At 64.5% G+C, this 16,093-nt stretch carries 12 protein-coding genes; 6 read left to right on the top strand and 6 right to left on the bottom strand.

Features of this window, described 5'->3' with window-relative positions; translation table 11 throughout:
- The first annotated feature begins 29 nt into the window (after nt 1–29).
- Nucleotides 30–1,304 carry an acyl-CoA dehydrogenase family protein gene (locus LQG66_RS11485; protein WP_231326335.1) on the top strand — a complete coding sequence of 425 codons (1,275 nt, stop codon included), beginning with the start codon at nt 30–32 and terminating at the stop codon, nt 1,302–1,304.
- A 226-nt stretch (nt 1,305–1,530) separates the two neighbouring features.
- Here LQG66_RS11485 and LQG66_RS11480 read toward each other — a convergent pair whose 3' ends face one another.
- Together LQG66_RS11480 and LQG66_RS11475 are read right to left on the bottom strand one after the other, a co-directional pair.
- Nucleotides 1,531–3,111, bottom strand: a complete 1,581-nt coding sequence (locus tag LQG66_RS11480) for a fatty acid--CoA ligase (protein WP_231326334.1) — start codon at nt 3,109–3,111, stop codon at nt 1,531–1,533.
- Nucleotides 3,112–3,243: 132 nt separating this feature from the next.
- Nucleotides 3,244–4,119, bottom strand: coding sequence for an SDR family oxidoreductase (locus LQG66_RS11475; RefSeq protein ID WP_231326333.1), 876 nt, complete (start codon nt 4,117–4,119; stop codon nt 3,244–3,246).
- Nucleotides 4,120–4,221: 102 nt separating this feature from the next.
- Between LQG66_RS11475 and LQG66_RS11470 the strand changes: the two genes are divergently transcribed.
- From LQG66_RS11470 to ppc, 3 genes are all read left to right on the top strand, one after another.
- Nucleotides 4,222–5,031 (top strand): crotonase/enoyl-CoA hydratase family protein, encoded by an 810-nt coding sequence (locus LQG66_RS11470; RefSeq protein ID WP_231326332.1) that lies wholly within the window; start codon nt 4,222–4,224, stop codon nt 5,029–5,031.
- 10 nt (nt 5,032–5,041) lie between these two features.
- Nucleotides 5,042–6,589 (top strand): acyl-CoA synthetase, encoded by a 1,548-nt coding sequence (locus LQG66_RS11465; RefSeq protein WP_231326331.1) that lies wholly within the window; start codon nt 5,042–5,044, stop codon nt 6,587–6,589.
- A gap of 137 nt (nt 6,590–6,726) precedes the next feature.
- Nucleotides 6,727–9,513 (top strand): phosphoenolpyruvate carboxylase, encoded by a 2,787-nt coding sequence (gene ppc, locus LQG66_RS11460; RefSeq protein ID WP_231326330.1) that lies wholly within the window; start codon nt 6,727–6,729, stop codon nt 9,511–9,513.
- An 864-nt stretch (nt 9,514–10,377) separates the two neighbouring features.
- On the opposite strand, the gene LQG66_RS11455 is transcribed toward ppc, so the two are convergent.
- The 4 genes from LQG66_RS11455 to LQG66_RS11440 all read right to left on the bottom strand — a co-directional run bounded on the left by LQG66_RS11455 (nt 10,378) and on the right by LQG66_RS11440 (nt 14,198).
- A complete protein-coding gene (locus LQG66_RS11455; RefSeq protein ID WP_231326329.1) occupies nt 10,378–11,493 on the bottom strand; it encodes an SMP-30/gluconolactonase/LRE family protein in 1,116 nt (371 codons plus the stop codon).
- Between the two features lie 127 nt (nt 11,494–11,620).
- Complete coding sequence (locus LQG66_RS11450) at nt 11,621–12,535, bottom strand: SDR family oxidoreductase (protein WP_231326328.1); 915 nt, start codon at nt 12,533–12,535, stop codon at nt 11,621–11,623.
- Nucleotides 12,536–12,640: 105 nt separating this feature from the next.
- Nucleotides 12,641–13,780 (bottom strand): thiolase C-terminal domain-containing protein, encoded by a 1,140-nt coding sequence (locus LQG66_RS11445; protein WP_231326327.1) that lies wholly within the window; start codon nt 13,778–13,780, stop codon nt 12,641–12,643.
- Between the two features lie 4 nt (nt 13,781–13,784).
- Complete coding sequence (locus LQG66_RS11440) at nt 13,785–14,198, bottom strand: Zn-ribbon domain-containing OB-fold protein (protein WP_231326326.1); 414 nt, start codon at nt 14,196–14,198, stop codon at nt 13,785–13,787.
- A 193-nt stretch (nt 14,199–14,391) separates the two neighbouring features.
- On the opposite strand from LQG66_RS11440, the gene LQG66_RS11435 reads away from it, so the two are divergent.
- Nucleotides 14,392–14,718: an AtuA-related protein gene (locus LQG66_RS11435; RefSeq protein ID WP_231326325.1), complete on the top strand. Its 327-nt coding sequence runs from the start codon at nt 14,392–14,394 to the stop codon at nt 14,716–14,718.
- Between the two features lie 6 nt (nt 14,719–14,724).
- Nucleotides 14,725–16,077 (top strand): amidase, encoded by a 1,353-nt coding sequence (locus LQG66_RS11430; protein WP_231326324.1) that lies wholly within the window; start codon nt 14,725–14,727, stop codon nt 16,075–16,077.
- The last annotated feature ends 16 nt before the right edge of the window (nt 16,078–16,093 follow it).

The raw sequence follows: 16,093 nt of genomic DNA, 5'->3' as shown, positions 1-16,093 counted from the left end.
CAACAACGAAAACCGTAGGGAGACACGCCATGGATTTTTCCTTGCCGAAGGAGCTGGTCGCATATCTCGACGAGCTCGATCGCTTCATCGCCGCCGAGATCAAGCCGTTGGAGCAGGCCGACGACAATATCCGCTTCTTCGATCATCGCCGCGAATGGGCGCGGACGGATTTCGAGAATGGCGGCCTGCCGCGGCATGAATGGGAGGTGCTGCTGCGCCAGGCCAAGGATCGCGCCGATGCGGCTGGTCATCTGCGCTTTGCGATCCCGAAGCGCTACGGCGGCAACGACGGCTCCAATCTGTGGATGGCCGTGATCCGCGAGCATTTTGCGTCGAAGGGCCTCGGCCTGCATAACGATCTGCAGAACGAGCATTCGATCGTCGGCAACCTGCCGATCGTCACCATGCTCGACCGCTACGGGCGCGACGACCAGAAGGCGATGATCGACGGCTCGATCACCGGCAAATACCGCATCACCTTCGGTCTCACCGAGCCGCATCACGGCTCGGACGCGACGCACATGGAAACGAAGGCGGTGCCCGCGACCCGCGACAACGTCAAGGGCTGGCTGATCAACGGCGAGAAGATGTGGACGACCGGCATGCACGTCGCCACCCACTGCGCGCTGTTCGCGCGCACGTCCGGCAATGACGGCGATGCGCGCGGCATCACCTGCTTCCTGGTGCCGGCCAAGGCCGAAGGCGTGAAGGTCGAGGAATATCTCTGGACCTTCAACATGCCGACCGACCATCCGCGCGTCAGCTTCACCGATGTGTTCGTGCCGGAGGATGCGCTGTTCGGCGAGGTCGGCCGCGGGCTGTCGCTGGCGCAATGCTTCGTGCACGAGAACCGCATCCGGCAGGCGGCGAGCTCGCTGGGCGCTGCGGTGTTCTGCATCAATGAGAGCGTGGCCTATGCACGCGAGCGCAAGCCGTTCGGCAAGGCGCTGGCGGAGAACCAGGCCATCCAGTGGCCACTGGTGGAGCTCGCGACCCAGGCCGAGATGCTGCGGCTGCTGATCCGCAAGACGGCGTGGGAGATGGACCAGCTGACCCAGGCCCAGGTCGAGCACACGCTGTCGGACAAGGTGTCGATGTGCAACTACTGGGCAAACCGTCTGTGCTGCGAAGCCGCCGATCGCGCCATGCAGGTCCATGGCGGCATGGGCTATTCGCGCCACAAGCCGTTCGAGCACATCTACCGCCACCACCGCCGCTACCGCATCACCGAGGGCAGCGAGGAGATCCAGATGCGGAAGGTGGCGGGCTTCCTGTTCGGCTACATGGGGGTGAACAAGAGGTGAGGCGAGCTTGATCCTGGCACCGTCATCGCGAGCGTCAGCGAGGCGATCCAGGGCTGTGGACGGGACTCTGGATTGCTTCGGCGCAACGGCGCCTCGCAATGACGGTCTGGCGAGAGCACGGGCTCTCTCCACGTCATCGCGAGCGCAAGCGAAGCGATCCAGAATGGTGCCGCGAACGCTGTGCTGGTGACGGCCTGGAGCGAGCGACAGGCAACAGCGAGCGCGCTCAGTTCACCTGCCGGTCCTTGCCCGCCCAGTACGGGTCGCGCAAATTCCGCCGCAGGATCTTGCCGGAGGGATTGCGCGGCAGGGCATCGAGGAAGTCGACGCTCTTCGGCGTCTTGAAGCCGGCGATGCGGGTGCGAGTGAAGTTGATGATGTCGGTCTCGGTCGCGCGCTTGCCAGGCTTCATCACGACGATCGCCTTCACGGCCTCGCCCCATTTGTCGTCGGGGATGCCGATCACCGCGGCCTCGGCGACATCGGGATGATCGCAGATCGCGCTCTCGACCTCGGCCGGATAGATGTTCTCGCCGCCGGAGATGATCATGTCCTTGATGCGGTCGTGGATGTAGACGTAGCCGTCCTCATCCATGTAGCCGGCATCGCCGGTGCGCAGCCAGCCGTCCTTGCCGAGCGTGCGCGCGGTCGCTTCCGGCAGATTCCAGTAGCCGGTCATGTTGGAGCCGGAGCGGGTGGCGATTTCGCCAACCTGGCGCGGCGGCAGCGGCTTGCCGTTGAGATCGATGATCGCGACCTCGATCCCCGGCAGCGGCTTGCCGGCCGAGCCCATCCGCTCCAGGCCTTCGATATGGTCTTCGGGCGGCAGCGCGATGATCGTGCCGGTCGTCTCGGTCATGCCGTACATCTGCACGAAGCCGCATTTGAAGACGTCGATGCATTCCTTCAGCAGCGCCGCCGGGATCGGCGAGGCGCCGTAGAGCATGTATTTCAGGCGCGAGAAATCCACCTCGTGCGCCCGCGGCTGGCGCACCACGAACTGCATCGCAGCGGGCACCATGAACAGCTTGGTGATGCCCGACTGCTCGAAGAAGTCGAGGATCTTCGTCGGATCGAACTCGCGCGCGATCACCCCGCGGGCGCCGTGATAGAGGCTCATCAGGCCCCAGCCGGAGCCGCCGATGTGGAAGATCGGCATCGCGATCAGCGAGACGTCGTCGGTCGACCATTTGTTCCAGTCCGGCTTTTCGTCGGGATTGCCGGTATTGACGAGGTTGAGGAAGTTGGCGTGCGACAGCATCGCGCCCTTGGGCTTGCCGGTGGTGCCGGAGGTGTAGAGTTGCAGCGCGATGTCCTTCGGCGTGATGACGACACCCGGATCATCCGCGCTCTGCGCGTCGCGCCAGGCGGTGTAGTCCTGCCATTCCGGCGCGCCACCCTCGATGGTGACGATGTGACGCACGCTGGGCAGCTGGTCGCGGATGTAACGGATCATCGTGATGAACTCGGGTCCGACGAAGAGAGCGGGGGCCTTGCAGTCCTCGACGATGAAGGCGACCTCGGGAGCGGCGAGCCGCCAGTTGACCGGCGCCATCACCACATTGGCCTTCATGGCGCCGACCAGGAGCTCGAAATAGCTGTCGCTGTTCTTGCCGAAATAGGCGATGCGCTCGTGCGGCTTGAGGCCCATGGCCTTGAGCGCATTGGCGACCTGGTTGGTCTTGCGGTCGAATTCGGCGAAGCTGGTGATACGGCCTTCGAACTCATAGGCGGTGGCGGAGCCAAGTGTTTGCGCCCGGTTGCGCACGACATCGACGAGTGTCGGCGCTGCCGTCGAGACGGACATGTTTCCCCTCCGATTGTGTCTTGTTCTTTGTTCGATGTCTTGCCGTCTTCCTCGCTCAGGATCGCGCCGGAGCGAGGATCGTTCGATCAGTGTACAGGGCGCGCGCCGCCGATCAACAGGGCGCTTGCGTCATCAACTCGTGCGCGTCGCGCGGTCCTTCTCGTTCTGCGCCTTGATCGACTCCTTGGCCTTGGTCCAGTCGTCGTCGCTCCAGTCGCGAAGCTGATAGAAGTTGCCGCCCATCGCCAGCGCCTGTGCGCCGTCCATCGCGATGGTCTCGCCGTTGATCCAGTTGCAGCCGCCGGAGATCAGGAACACCGCGAGGTTTTGCAATTCCTCCATGGTGCCGACGCGGCCCATCGGGTTCATCGCCTTGGTGCGGGCGCCAGCCTCGTCGCCCGGCTTGATGCGCTTGCTCATGCCTTCGGTCGGAATCTCGCCGGGTGCGATGGTGTTGAGGCGGATGCCGTAGCGGCCCCATTCGGTGGCGAGCGACATCGTCATGGCGTGAATCGCCGACTTGCTCATCGCCGACGGCACTACATAGGGCGAGCCGTTACGCACCCATGTGACTGTGATCGACACGACGTTGCCCGGCTGCTTCGCTGCGATCCAGCGTTTGCCGACCGCCTGCGTCACGTAGAACGTGCCGTGCATGACGATGTTGGCGACGGCGTCGAAGCCGCGCGGGCTCAATTCCTCAGTGCGGGAAATGAAGTTGCCGGCGGCATTGTTGATCAGATCGGTCAGGCCGCCTTCCTGGAAGATGGCCTCGATCATTTCCTCCACAGCCATGGCATTGCGGATGTCGACGCCGTGGCTGGTCACGCGACCGCCATAGAGGTCCATCAGTTCGGTCGCGGTCTCGTCGCAGACGATTTTCCGTCGGCCGCAAATATGCACTTCCGCGCCGAGCTGGAGAAAGCGTCCAGCCATCGCCTTGCCGAGTCCGGTGCCACCGCCCGTCACCAGAATGCGCCGACCTTCGAGGAGATTGTCCTTGAACATGGGAGTTTCCGCCTGACATGTTGTGAGTTAATTGGTCGATTGACTAAATCGCTCCGACAGCCTTCTGTAAAGTCACAAAGAGATTTGCAGGGAGACCGCCTGATGGACAACCGCATCGCAATCGAAATCACCGACGGCGTCGCCGATGTCCGCCTCGTCCGCCCCGACAAGATGAATGCGCTCGACATGGCCATGTTCGAGGCGCTGGTGGCGGCGACCGAGCGATTGTCGAAGGAAAAGGGCCTGCGCGCCGTGGTGCTGTCGGGCGAAGGACGGGCGTTCTGCGCCGGGCTCGACATGGGCCGCTTTGCGGCGATGAAGGAAACCGGCGGCAACGGCGTGCCCGGCGGCGAAAATCGCGATCTCACCGTTCGTACCCATGGCAAGGCCAATTTCGCCCAGCAGGCGGTGTGGGGCTGGCGGCAGCTGCCGGTGCCGGTGATTGCTGCAGTGCATGGTGTCGCCTATGGCGGCGGCTTTCAGCTCGCGCTGGGTGCAGACATGCGCTACGTCGCGCCCGACACCAAGATGTCGATCATGGAGATCAAGTGGGGTCTCGTGCCTGACATGGCGGGCACGCCGATCCTGGCGACGCTCGTGCGCGACGACATCCTGCGCGAGTTGACCTACACCGGCCGCGTCTTTTCGCCGGAGGAGGGGCAGGCTTACGGCCTCGTCACGCGCATTTGTCCCGATCCGCGCGCGGCAGCGCTGGAGACGGCGCGGGAGATCGCCGGCAAGAACCCGGATGCGATCCGGGCCGCCAAGCGGATGCTGAACAATCTCTCCGTCGATCCCGGTCCGGCGCTGCTTGCCGAGTCGGTCGAGCAGCAGAAGCTGATCGGCAGCCCCAACCAGCTCGAATCGGTGCGCGCCAACATCGAGAAGCGCGCGCCGAAGTTTGCGGACTGACAGGTTACTGATGAACGAAATGTCCTCACCGTTCTGCGGCATCATCTCCGGCGACCGGCGGCGCAGCCATGCCGAGGTCGCCGATCGCGCGGCGCGCATTGCAAGCGGGCTCGCCAAGCTCGGCGTGCGCCAGGGCGACTGCGTCTGCATCCTGATGCGCAACGACATCGCCTTCATCGAGGCCGCCTATGGCGCGATGCGTCTTGGGGCATATGGCGTTCCGGTGAACTGGCACTTCAAGCCGGAAGAGATCGACTACATCATCAAGGACTCCGGCACCAAGGTGGTGATTGGCCATGCCGATCTGCTGCACCAGCTCGCCGGGGTGATTCCAGCCGGTGTCACCGTACTCAGTGTCCCCACACCACCGGAGATTTTGTCCAACTACAGGATCGATGCGGATCTGCTCGCGACACCGGCCTTCGCGACCGAGCTGGAAGGCTGGATCGCGCAGCAAAGCCCTTACGAGGGCCCGCAGGTGCCGCAGCCGCAGAACATGATCTACACCTCGGGCACGACCGGCCACCCCAAGGGCGTCCGCCGCAACGCGCCGACGGTCGAGCAGGCGGCGTCGGCCGAGCGCATGAGGGCGTTGATCTACGGCCTGAAGCCGGGCTCGCGCGCGCTGTTGCCGGGGCCGCTGTATCATTCGGCGCCGAATGCGTTCGGGCTGCGCGCCGGCCGTCTCGGCGGTGCGCTGGTGCTGATGCCGCGTTTCGAGCCGGAAGAGTTTCTCGGCATCATCGAGGCCGAGCGGATCGATACCATCTTCATGGTGCCGACGATGTTCATCCGGCTGATGAAGCTTCCGGAGGAGGTCCGCCGCCGATACGACATGTCGTCGCTGCGCCACGTCATCCATGCCGCCGCGCCGTGTCCGGCCGACGTCAAGCGCGCGATGATCGAATGGTGGGGGCCTGTGATCTACGAATTCTACGGCTCGACCGAGTCGGGCGCCGTCACCTTCGCCACCTCCGAGGACGCGTTGAAGAAGCCCGGCACCGTCGGCAAGGTCTCGCCGGGGGCCGAGTTGCGCTTCCTCGACGAGGATGGCCGCATCCTGCCGCAGGGCGAGGTCGGGGAGATCTACTCCCGCATCGCCGTCAATCCGGATTTCACCTATCACAACAAGCCGGAGAAGCGGGCCGAGATCGACCGCGACGGCTTCATCACCTCGGGCGACGTCGGCTACATCGACCCCGAGGGCTACGTCTTCCTGTGCGACCGCAAGCGCGACATGGTGATCTCGGGCGGCGTCAACATCTATCCGGCCGAGATCGAGGCCGTGCTGCACGCCGTGCCCGGGGTGCACGATTGCGCGGTGTTCGGCATTCCCGATGCCGAGTTCGGCGAGGCCCTGATGGCGGTGGTCGAGCCGCAGCCCGGCGTCGTGCTCGACACCGCCGAGATCAAGGCGCGGCTGAAGGCCTCGTTGGCGGATTACAAGGTGCCCAAGCACATTGAAATTCACGGCAAATTGCCGCGCGAGGACTCCGGCAAGATCTTCAAACGGCGGTTGCGTGATCCCTATTGGGAGCAGGCGGGACGAAAAATCTAACGGATCGGCCAACTTGGCAAACCAAAGGACACGACAAAGCATCGAATTGAGCAGGCAACGCCTCTTTCTTGATCTTGCGCTGCGGTACAGATACGGCAGACTGACCCGTAAATAGGCAGCTGCTGGAGAGCGCATCCATGTCGCCGCAAGCCATGTCATCCGAGGAAATCCGACCCAATCGTGCCGCCGACGCGCAGGCGATGGAGGAGGATGCGCGACTTCGGGACGACATCCGCCTGCTCGGCCGCATCCTCGGCGACACCGTTCGCGACCAGGAGGGCGCCGACGTGTTCGATCTCGTCGAGCGCATCCGCCAGACCTCGGTGCGCTTCCACCGCGACGAGGACCGCCAGGCGCGGCACGAGCTGGAGCATATCCTCGACGGCATGACGACCGCCGAGACCGTCCGCATCGTGCGTGCGTTCAGCTATTTCTCGCACCTCGCCAACATCGCCGAAGACCAGAACAACATCCGCCGCATGCGCGCCAAGAGCGATGCCAATGGCGGCGCCGGCATGCTGGCGGCGACGCTCGGCCACGCCAAGTCGGCGGGGTTCGATGCCGCCGATTTGCGCAAGTTCTTCTCGACCGCGCTGGTCAGTCCCGTCCTCACCGCGCACCCGACCGAGGTGCGCCGCAAGAGCACGATGGACCGCGAGATGGAGGTCGCCATGCTGCTCGACCGCCGCGAGCGTATGCAGCTGACGCCCGATGAGCGCGAGGCCAATGACGAGGCGCTGCGCCGCGCGGTGCTGACCTTGTGGCAGACCAATCTGCTGCGGCGGACCAAGCTGACGGTGCTCGACGAGGTCACCAACGGGCTGTCGTTCTACGACTACACCTTCCTGCGCGAGGTGCCGCGGCTGCTGTGCTCGCTGGAGGACCGTCTCAATGACGGTGCCGAGGTTGCCGGCGATCTCGCCTCGTTCCTGCGCATGGGCAGCTGGATCGGCGGCGACCGGGACGGCAATCCCTTCGTGACCGCCGAGGTGATGCGCGGAACGCTCAAGCTGCAGTCCAGCCTGGCGCTGCATTACTATCTGGAAGAGCTCCACGTGCTCGGCAGCGAGCTGTCGATTGCGGCGCATCTCGCTGACGTCTCGGAGGAGCTGCGCGCGCTGGCCGAACGCTCGCCCGACTCGTCGCCGCACCGCCGCGGCGAGCCGTATCGCCTGGCGGTGTCCGGCATCTATGCTCGGCTGGCGGCAACCGCGAAGAAGCTTGGCATCCAGATCAGCCGCTTGCCGGTGGCTGCGGTCGCGCCCTATGACAGCGTCAAGGAATTGAAGGACGATCTCGATGTGCTGCATCGCTCGCTGATCGCCAATAATGCCGAGGTCATCGCGCGCGGCCGGCTGCGGCTGCTGCGGCGCGCCGTGGATTGTTTCGGCTTCCATCTGGCGCGCCTCGACATCCGGCAGAACTCGGCGGTGCACGAGCGCACGGTGGCCGAGCTGATCGATACCGCGATGCCCGGCATGTCCTACATGGCGCTGAGCGAGGACGCGCGGGTCGGCCTCCTGGTCAGTGAATTGCGCAATGCGCGGCCGCTGGTGTCGCAGTTCGTCAAATACAGCGACGAGACGGTCGGTGAGCTCGAGCTGTTCCGGGCCGCTGCCGAAGCGCACGCCACCTTCGGCGCCGACGTGATTTGTCAGTGCATCATCTCGATGTGCAAGGGCATGTCGGACATGCTCGAGGTTGCGCTGCTGCTGAAGGAGGTCGGCCTGATCGATCCGTCAGGCCGCTGTGCCGTCAACATCGTGCCGCTGTTCGAGACGATCGAGGACCTGCAGGCCTCCAGCGGCATCATGGACCGGATGCTGGCGCTGCACGATTATCGGCGTCTGGTCGACAGCCGCGGCGCCGTGCAGGAGGTCATGCTCGGCTACTCCGACAGCAACAAGGACGGCGGTTTCGTCACATCGGGCTGGGAGCTCTACAAGGCCGAGATCGGGCTGGTCGAAATCTTCGAGCGCCATGGCATCAGGCTCAGACTGTTCCACGGCCGCGGCGGCTCGGTCGGCCGCGGCGGCGGACCGAGCTACGACGCCATCATCGCCCAGCCCGGCGGCGCCGTGAACGGTCAGATCCGCATCACCGAGCAGGGCGAGATCATCTCCAGCAAATATTCCAATGCCGAAGTCGGGCGCAACAATCTCGACATTCTCGCCGCTGCGACGCTTGAGGCCAGCCTGCTGCACCCGCGGCAGCCGGCGCCGAAGCGTGAATACCTCACCGCGATGGATGGCCTCTCCGAGCTCGCCTTCAAGGCCTATCGCGGCCTGGTCTACGAGACCGACGGCTTCGTCGAATATTTCTGGGCCTCGACCGTCATCAACGAGATCGCGACCTTGAACATCGGCAGCCGTCCGGCGTCGCGCAAGAAGACCCGCGCGATCGAGGATCTGCGCGCGATCCCCTGGGTGTTCTCCTGGGCGCAGTGCCGGCTGATGCTGCCGGGCTGGTATGGCTTCGGCAGCGCGGTCGAGACCTGGATCGCGGAAAATCCGGAGCAGGGCATGCCGTTCCTGCGCGAGTTGTATCGCGAATGGCCGTTCTTCCGCATGCTGCTGTCGAACATGGACATGGTGCTCGCCAAGAGCTCGATCGCGATCGCCTCGCGCTATGCGGAGTTGGTGCCCGACGAGGCCTTGCGGGAAAAGATCTTCGGCCGCATCCGCCGCGAATGGAATCTGGTGATCGAGACGCTGCTCGACATCATGGGGCAGGAGCGGCTGCTGCAGGGCAATCCGCTGCTGGAACGCTCGGTCCGCAACCGCTTCCCCTATCTCGATCCGCTCAATCATGTGCAGGTGGAGCTTCTCAAGGAACACCGCGCGCAGAATCCGGACGAGCAGGTGCTGCGGGGGATTCAGCTGACGATCAACGGCATCTCGGCGGGATTGAGAAATACGGGTTAGCGCGACGTCAGAGCTAATCGCATAGGGTTCTATACCTTCGGGCCTCGCTGCCGTAGGGTGGGCAAAGGCGCGCACACGAACGCGCGCCGCGAGCTGCGCTCCATCGGGCGCGCCGTGCCCACCATTGCCTCCGATCGCGCAGATGCACGGTGGGCACGCGACCGCCCTGCGGGCGGCCGCTTTGCCCACCCTACGGCAGCGTTGTTTGAACATCTTCCGTTTTACAGTCTCAAACAGCGCGGGACACGGCATCTCGCTCTCGCGGCGCATGGCGCCCGAGTGCATGCAGCGAACATGTCCCTCACGAGAGTGCAAGGGCGCGGGGAATGCCGGGTGAAGGCCTCACCCATGGCCCGCCTGCAACAAAGAAAGCAGGCGGCAGTCACCACAGGTTCAGCCGATCACCGGCATTCCCCGCGCGATGTCTTCACGCTTATACGCGATCTCCCCGGTGTGCCGGCTCGTAGACACCGTCGCCCGTGCGATGCGCTTTGCACACCTACGGACTTGACGCCTGCATCGGGGCGCCAGGACCACGCGATTTCACGTCCGCAACAAAGCCGTTCGTCCGCGCATCGCAAGATACGCTGCGGCCCATCGCGGTCATCGCATCCCCGCCTCGCGTGTCGTGACGATCGCGCGCTACGCCCCTTGCATGAGGCGGGATGGCGAGAGATAATCATGATTTCTGAAAAAGAGCAATAGATTTCTTTTTATCGGACAATGGCCATTCCACTGCGTCACCACCATCGTCATCCGGCTCAAGGCCGCGACGACAGCCGAGTTTTTGGCGGGACCGGGCCTAACCAATGGAGTCGTCCCCGCGTTCACGGGGACGACTCGTGGTGAGAGTGTCGGTTCAATCTAGCAGATATGCGCGCCCTGCGTCTCGACATAGACCGCGTAGAGCGATTGGCTCGCGGTCATGAACAGGCGGTTGCGCTTCTTGCCGCCGAAGCAGACATTGGCGCAGATCTCCGGTAGCTTGATCTGGCCGATGCGGACGCCGTCCGGCGCGAAGATGTGGACGCCGTCATAGCCTTCGCCGACCCAGCCGGCGCCGACCCAGATATTGCCGTCGATATCGACTCGCAGCCCGTCCGGAAAGCCCGACTTGCCGTCCAGCGTCATGTCGATGAACACCTTGCCGTTGGCGAGCTTGTCGCCGTTGATGTCGTATTGCCAGATCACGTTCTTGGCGTTGGGGTAGTGCGTGATGCCGGTGTCGCAGACATAGAGCTTCTTGTAGTCCTGGCTGAAGGCGATGCCGTTCGGCTTGAACGGCTCGTCGGCGACCTTGGTGATCGCGCCGGACTGCGCATCGACGCGATAGACCGCTTCCTTCTGAAACGGCTGGTTGGAGCCGTTGCGGGCGTTCTGCCCTTCATACAGGTTGATCGAACCGTAGCCGGGATCGGTGAACCAGATCGACTTGTCGTTGGGATTGACGACCATGTCGTTCGGGCCGTTCAGCGGCTTGTCGTTGGCTTTTTCCGCAAGGACGGTGACCGAGCCATTGTGCTCGAAGCGGACAAGGCGCGTGCGCTCGGCCGTGATCTGCCGACCTTCATAGTCGAACGTGTTGCCGTTCGATTCGTTGGACGGCTTGCGGAACTGCTGGGAGATGTGGCCGTCGTCGTCGAGATAGCGGAGCTGGCGGTTGTTCGGGATGTCGCTCCAGACGAGATACTGCCCTTGCGTGTTCCACGCCGGTCCTTCCGCCCAGAGGCAGCCGGTGAACAGACGTTTGATCGTGGTGTTGCCGACCTTGGCCTTGAAGCGCTTGTCGTCTATGACGACGATGTCGGGATCGGGATAGCGCTGCGGTTCCGCGTGGGGACCGTAGTCGCGCGCAAGCGCGGGCGAGACAGTCGCAGCCGCCGCGGCGAAGCCTGCGACGCCTTTGAGGAGGGTACGCCGGTCGAAGCCGTCAGCTCCGGCCGGCGAATCCTGCGCGACGTCGTGTCGTGAATTCGTCATGTGTGTCCTCCCAGTTTTTTTGTTGGGAGGCGACCATACGACAAAATCGTGGCGAGGTGCGGGTCGTTTGGACAAAAAGCAACTTGAGATGGTGTGCGCTGCAAGCGGATTTTGCGCGCCGCAAATCTCAGATCGGATCCCAGCCGAACACGTCGGCCGAGCGATCCAGCTTGTAGAACGACGGCTTCAGCGCCGGCATCGCATGCTCGGCGACGGTCTGCGGCGTCCAGCCTTCGCCGCGGTGCACCGAACGCAGCGGGCGCGACTGTCCCATCAGGAAGATCTCGTTCATGCGAACCGCGAAGATCTGACCGCTGACCTCTTTCGACGCATCGCTCAGGAGATAGGCGACAACAGGCGCGATCTTCTCGGGGCCCATCTGCTTCATGCGCTCGACGCGTTCCTTCTCGGCCTCCGTTTCGGTCGGGATGGTGCCGATCATGCGGCTCCAGGCGAACGGTGAGACGCAGTTGGAGCGCACGTTGAACCGGCCCATGTCGAGCGCAATCGACTTCGACAGCCCGACGATGCCGAGCTTGGCTGCGGCATAATTGGCCTGGCCATAATTGCCGATCAGGCCTGAAGTCGAGGTGAAGTGGACGAAGGCGCCGCTCTCCTGTTCGCGGAACAGCCGTGCTGCCGAGTGAGCCACGTAGAAGGAACCCATGAGGTGGACCTTGATGACGGACTCGAACGCCTCGATGCTCATCTTGTGGAAGATCATGTCGCGCAGGATGCCGGCATTGTTGACGACACCGTCGAGCTTGCCGAAATGGTCGGTCGCGGTTTTCACGATCTTGCTGGCCGGAATGGCTTCGGACACGGTTTCGAAATTGGCCACCGCCGTGCCGCCGCGCTTCTTGATCTCCTCGACGACTTCTTCCGCAGGCGCGGCACTGGTGCCGGATCCGTCGGAGGCAACACCGGGATCGTTGACGACGACCTTGGCGCCTTCGGCGGCGCACAGCAGCGCGATCTCGCGGCCGATGCCGCGGCCGGCGCCGGTGACGATGATGACTTTGTCCTGGAGCAGTTTGGTCATGGAGGCCTCCTTGTTTTGCCACGTCATTCCGGGATGGTGCGCAGCACCAGACCCGGAATCTCAAGATTCCGGGTTCGCGCTTTGCGCGCCCCGGAATGACGGTGGTTATCTTTCGTTCGTAAAAATGATCGTCCCCGACGCCGCGAACATGCCGCCGACACCGTGACAGACCGATATTTTCGCATTCGGCACCTGCGCCGGCGCGATGCCGCGCATCTGGCGCACGCTCTCCTGCAGCGCATACATGCCGTACATGCCCGAATGCATGTAGGACAGGCCGCCGCCATTGGTGTTGAGCGGCAGCTTGCCGCCCGGCCGCGTGTGACCAGCCGCGATGAACGGCCCGGTCTCCTCAGGCGGCATGAAGCCGAGATCGCCGAGCCCGAACAGTGGCAGGTGCGCGAAGGCGTCGTAGATCATGAGATGGTCGACATCGGCATGTGAAATGCCGGCCTCCTTGAAGGCGAGGGGGCCTGCGACCTTGAAGGCGCGTGATGAATTGAACGTCTCCATCTGGCTGACCATCGGCGTCTCCACGCTCTCGCCGGTGCCGAGAATGTAGACCGGCTTCTGCGGAAAATCCCTGGCGCGGTCCGCCGAGGTCAGGATCAGCGCGCCGCCGCCGTCGGTCACCAGGCAGCACTGCAGCAGCCGGAACGGATAGGCGATCATGCGCGAGTTGAGCACGTCCTGGACCGTGATCGGGTCCTTCATCATCGCGCGCGGATTCTTCGCGGCCCATTCCCGCTGCACCACTGCGACCATCGCCAGCTGCTCATGGGTGATGCCGTAGGTCTTCATGTAGCGCAGCACGGGGATCGGAAACATGCTGGGAGGTCCGAACACGCCGAACGGCGCCTCGAACTGGCCTTGAAGGCTATCAGGCGGGATCGAGCGCGGCGGTTTGCCGATCATCGACTTGCCGCTCTCGGCATGCGTAATCAGCACGGTCTTGCACAGTCCGGCCTCGATGGCCGCGGCCGCGTGTCGCACATGGAGCATGAACGAGCAGCCACCGACCGAGGTGCCGTCGACCCAGGTCGGCGTGATGCCGAGATAGTGGCACATCTGCTGCGGCGTCTCGACGGCGGTGGCGAAGCCGTCGATGTCGGACAGCTTCAGCCCGGCATCGGCGATAGCATTCAGCGCAGCATCCGCATGCAGCTGGATCTGCGACATGGTCGGGATAATGCCGAGCTCGGTGGTCTCGGCCGCGCCGACGACGGCAACCTGGTTTCTGCGCATCGCGCTACCCTTTCGCCGGCCGGAACAGGGGCAGGGTGATCTGCTCGTCGAGTTTCTCGAACGTCACTTCGAGGGCCATGTCGAGTTCGAGCGCCTCGGGCGTCTGCGGGCAGTCCGTAATGTTGCTCATCATCCGCGGCCCTTCTTCGAGCGCGACAACGGCGATCGCGTAGGGCGGCGTGAAGCCGGGGGCGGCGGGACGGTGATTGATGACGTAGCTGTAGAGCGTGCCTTTGCCCGTTGCCTTGAAGACGCTGACCTTGCGGCTGGCGCAGGACGGGCAGAATGGGCGCGGCGGGAAGTAGACATGCGCGCAGGCGTCGCAGCGCTGCAGCCGCAGCTCGCCGGCCCTGGTGCCGTCCCAGAAATGCTGCGTCTCGGGTGTCGGCTTGGGACGTGCGCGCATCGGCTCGGCCATCCGGATTGATCCTCCCTCAGGCGGGCTCCGTCGCCCGCTCATTTGTTGGATGTGATGCGCCATTTGACGCAGGGGCGTCAACGGTCCATCACGTCATGCATACGGCCCTCCGGCATGCGCAGAGGTGCCAGGGGCAGCAATTGCCGCCTGATGAAAATTGGTCTTTGATGCGAGCTGCATGATCGGAGCCGAGATGAAGCTGCGTGACATCGCCCATTCCAGGACCGGCGACAAAGGTGACACGTCGAACATCTCGGTGATCGCCTACGACCCCAAGGACTACCCGTTGCTGCTGACGCAGGTGACCGCCGAGCGGGTCAAGGCGCACTTCGCCGGCATTGTCCACGGCGAGGTGGTCCGCTATGAGCTGCCCAACATTGCGGCGCTGAATTTCGTGATGAGCCGGGCGCTCGGCGGCGGGGTCACCCGCTCGCTGGCGCTGGATGCGCATGGCAAATCACTGAGTTCCGCGCTGCTTGACCTGGACATCGCGGCCGATGCCGCGGACGACACGAGATAGGATGCCATGACCGCTTCAAATCCGACCCTTGCCGCGCTGGCCGACGATCTCGCCGCCGGCCGCACGACCGCTCGCAAGCTGGTTGAGGCATGCCTGGCCCGGATCGCTGATCCGGCCGGAGAAGGGCAGCGCGCTTTCATTCACGTCGACAAGGAGGCGGCGCTGGCGGCGGCCGACGGCATGGACGCGCTGCGCAAGGCCAATGCGGCGCCGTCGCCCTTCGCCGGCATTCCGGTCTCGGTCAAGGACCTGTTCGACATCAAGGGGCAGGTGACGCGCGCCGGTTCGCGCGCCCTAGAAGACTCCGCGCCCGCGGAGGCCGATGCGCCGGTCGTGGCGCGGCTGCGCCGGGCCGGCTTCGTCGTGATCGGCCGCACCAACATGACCGAGTTCGCGTATTCCGGCATCGGCATCAATCCGCATTTTGGCACGCCGAAGAGCGCCTGGAAGCGCGAGGTCGGCCATGTGCCCGGCGGCTCGTCGTCGGGCGCCGCCGTCTCGGTCGTCGACCGCATGGCCTATGGCGCGCTCGGCACCGACACCGGCGGCTCCTGCCGCATCCCGGCGGCTTTCAACGGCATCGTCGGCTACAAGCCGACGCAGGCCCGTGTGCCGCTCGACGGCGGCGTGCCGCTGTCGACCTCGCTCGACAGCTTCGGTCCGCTCGCCAACACCGTCGCATGCTGCGCGGTCCTTGACTCCGTGCTGGCCGACGAGCCGGTCCAGCCACTGGCAGCGCGCCCGGTCAAGGGCCTGCGGCTCGCGGTGCCCACGACCGTCGTGCTCGACGAGCTCGACGCCGAAGTCGCCAACACCTTTGCGCGTGCGCTGGAGACCCTGGCGAAGCAGGGCGCGCTGATCGAGCGTATCGAATTTCCGGAGTTCCTTGACGTCGGCATCATCGGCATGAAGGGCGGCTTTGCCGCCGCCGAAAGCTACGCCTGGCATCGCTTTCTGCTCACAGCCAAGGGCGACGTCTACGACCCGCGCGTCTCGGTCCGCATCATGCGCGGCGAGGCGATCACGGTGCCTGACTACATCGAGATGCTCAACGGTCGCCGGTCTTTGGTGACGCGCGCTGCGGCGCGGATCGCGCCCTACGATGCGCTGGTCATGCCAACCACCGCCAACACGCCGCCTGTCATTGCCGACCTCGCCGACGACCAGGTCTTCGCGCGCGAGAACATCCGCGCCCTGCGCAATTGCACCTTCATCAACATGATCGACGGCTGCGCGATCTCGCTGCCGGCGCATCGCCATGGCGAGGTCCCGGTGGGGCTGATGTTGGCGCAGTCCGGCGGCAACGACCGCAAGCTGCTGGAGATCGCGGCGGGGGTTGAGGGCGTGGTGCGGGGCTGAACGGGCCGAGACGTTG

The sequence above is a fragment of the Bradyrhizobium ontarionense genome, assembly GCF_021088345.1.
In the GTDB taxonomy this organism is placed as follows: Bacteria; Pseudomonadota; Alphaproteobacteria; order Rhizobiales; family Xanthobacteraceae; genus Bradyrhizobium; species Bradyrhizobium ontarionense.
This window is presented reverse-complemented; position numbering and strand designations above follow the sequence as displayed.

What these genes read in the sequence shown, in the direction of transcription:
- LQG66_RS11485 (WP_231326335.1), top strand. Translation starts at nt 30, where the DNA reads ATGGATTTTTCCTTGCCGAAGGAGCTGGTCGCATATCTCGACGAGCTC.
- LQG66_RS11480 (WP_231326334.1), bottom strand. Translation starts at nt 3,111, where the DNA reads ATGTCCGTCTCGACGGCAGCGCCGACACTCGTCGATGTCGTGCGCAAC.
- LQG66_RS11475 (WP_231326333.1), bottom strand. Translation starts at nt 4,119, where the DNA reads ATGTTCAAGGACAATCTCCTCGAAGGTCGGCGCATTCTGGTGACGGGC.
- LQG66_RS11470 (WP_231326332.1), top strand. Translation starts at nt 4,222, where the DNA reads ATGGACAACCGCATCGCAATCGAAATCACCGACGGCGTCGCCGATGTC.
- LQG66_RS11465 (WP_231326331.1), top strand. Translation starts at nt 5,042, where the DNA reads ATGAACGAAATGTCCTCACCGTTCTGCGGCATCATCTCCGGCGACCGG.
- ppc (WP_231326330.1), top strand. Translation starts at nt 6,727, where the DNA reads ATGTCGCCGCAAGCCATGTCATCCGAGGAAATCCGACCCAATCGTGCC.
- LQG66_RS11455 (WP_231326329.1), bottom strand. Translation starts at nt 11,493, where the DNA reads ATGACGAATTCACGACACGACGTCGCGCAGGATTCGCCGGCCGGAGCT.
- LQG66_RS11450 (WP_231326328.1), bottom strand. Translation starts at nt 12,535, where the DNA reads ATGACCAAACTGCTCCAGGACAAAGTCATCATCGTCACCGGCGCCGGC.
- LQG66_RS11445 (WP_231326327.1), bottom strand. Translation starts at nt 13,780, where the DNA reads ATGCGCAGAAACCAGGTTGCCGTCGTCGGCGCGGCCGAGACCACCGAG.
- LQG66_RS11440 (WP_231326326.1), bottom strand. Translation starts at nt 14,198, where the DNA reads ATGGCCGAGCCGATGCGCGCACGTCCCAAGCCGACACCCGAGACGCAG.
- LQG66_RS11435 (WP_231326325.1), top strand. Translation starts at nt 14,392, where the DNA reads ATGAAGCTGCGTGACATCGCCCATTCCAGGACCGGCGACAAAGGTGAC.
- LQG66_RS11430 (WP_231326324.1), top strand. Translation starts at nt 14,725, where the DNA reads ATGACCGCTTCAAATCCGACCCTTGCCGCGCTGGCCGACGATCTCGCC.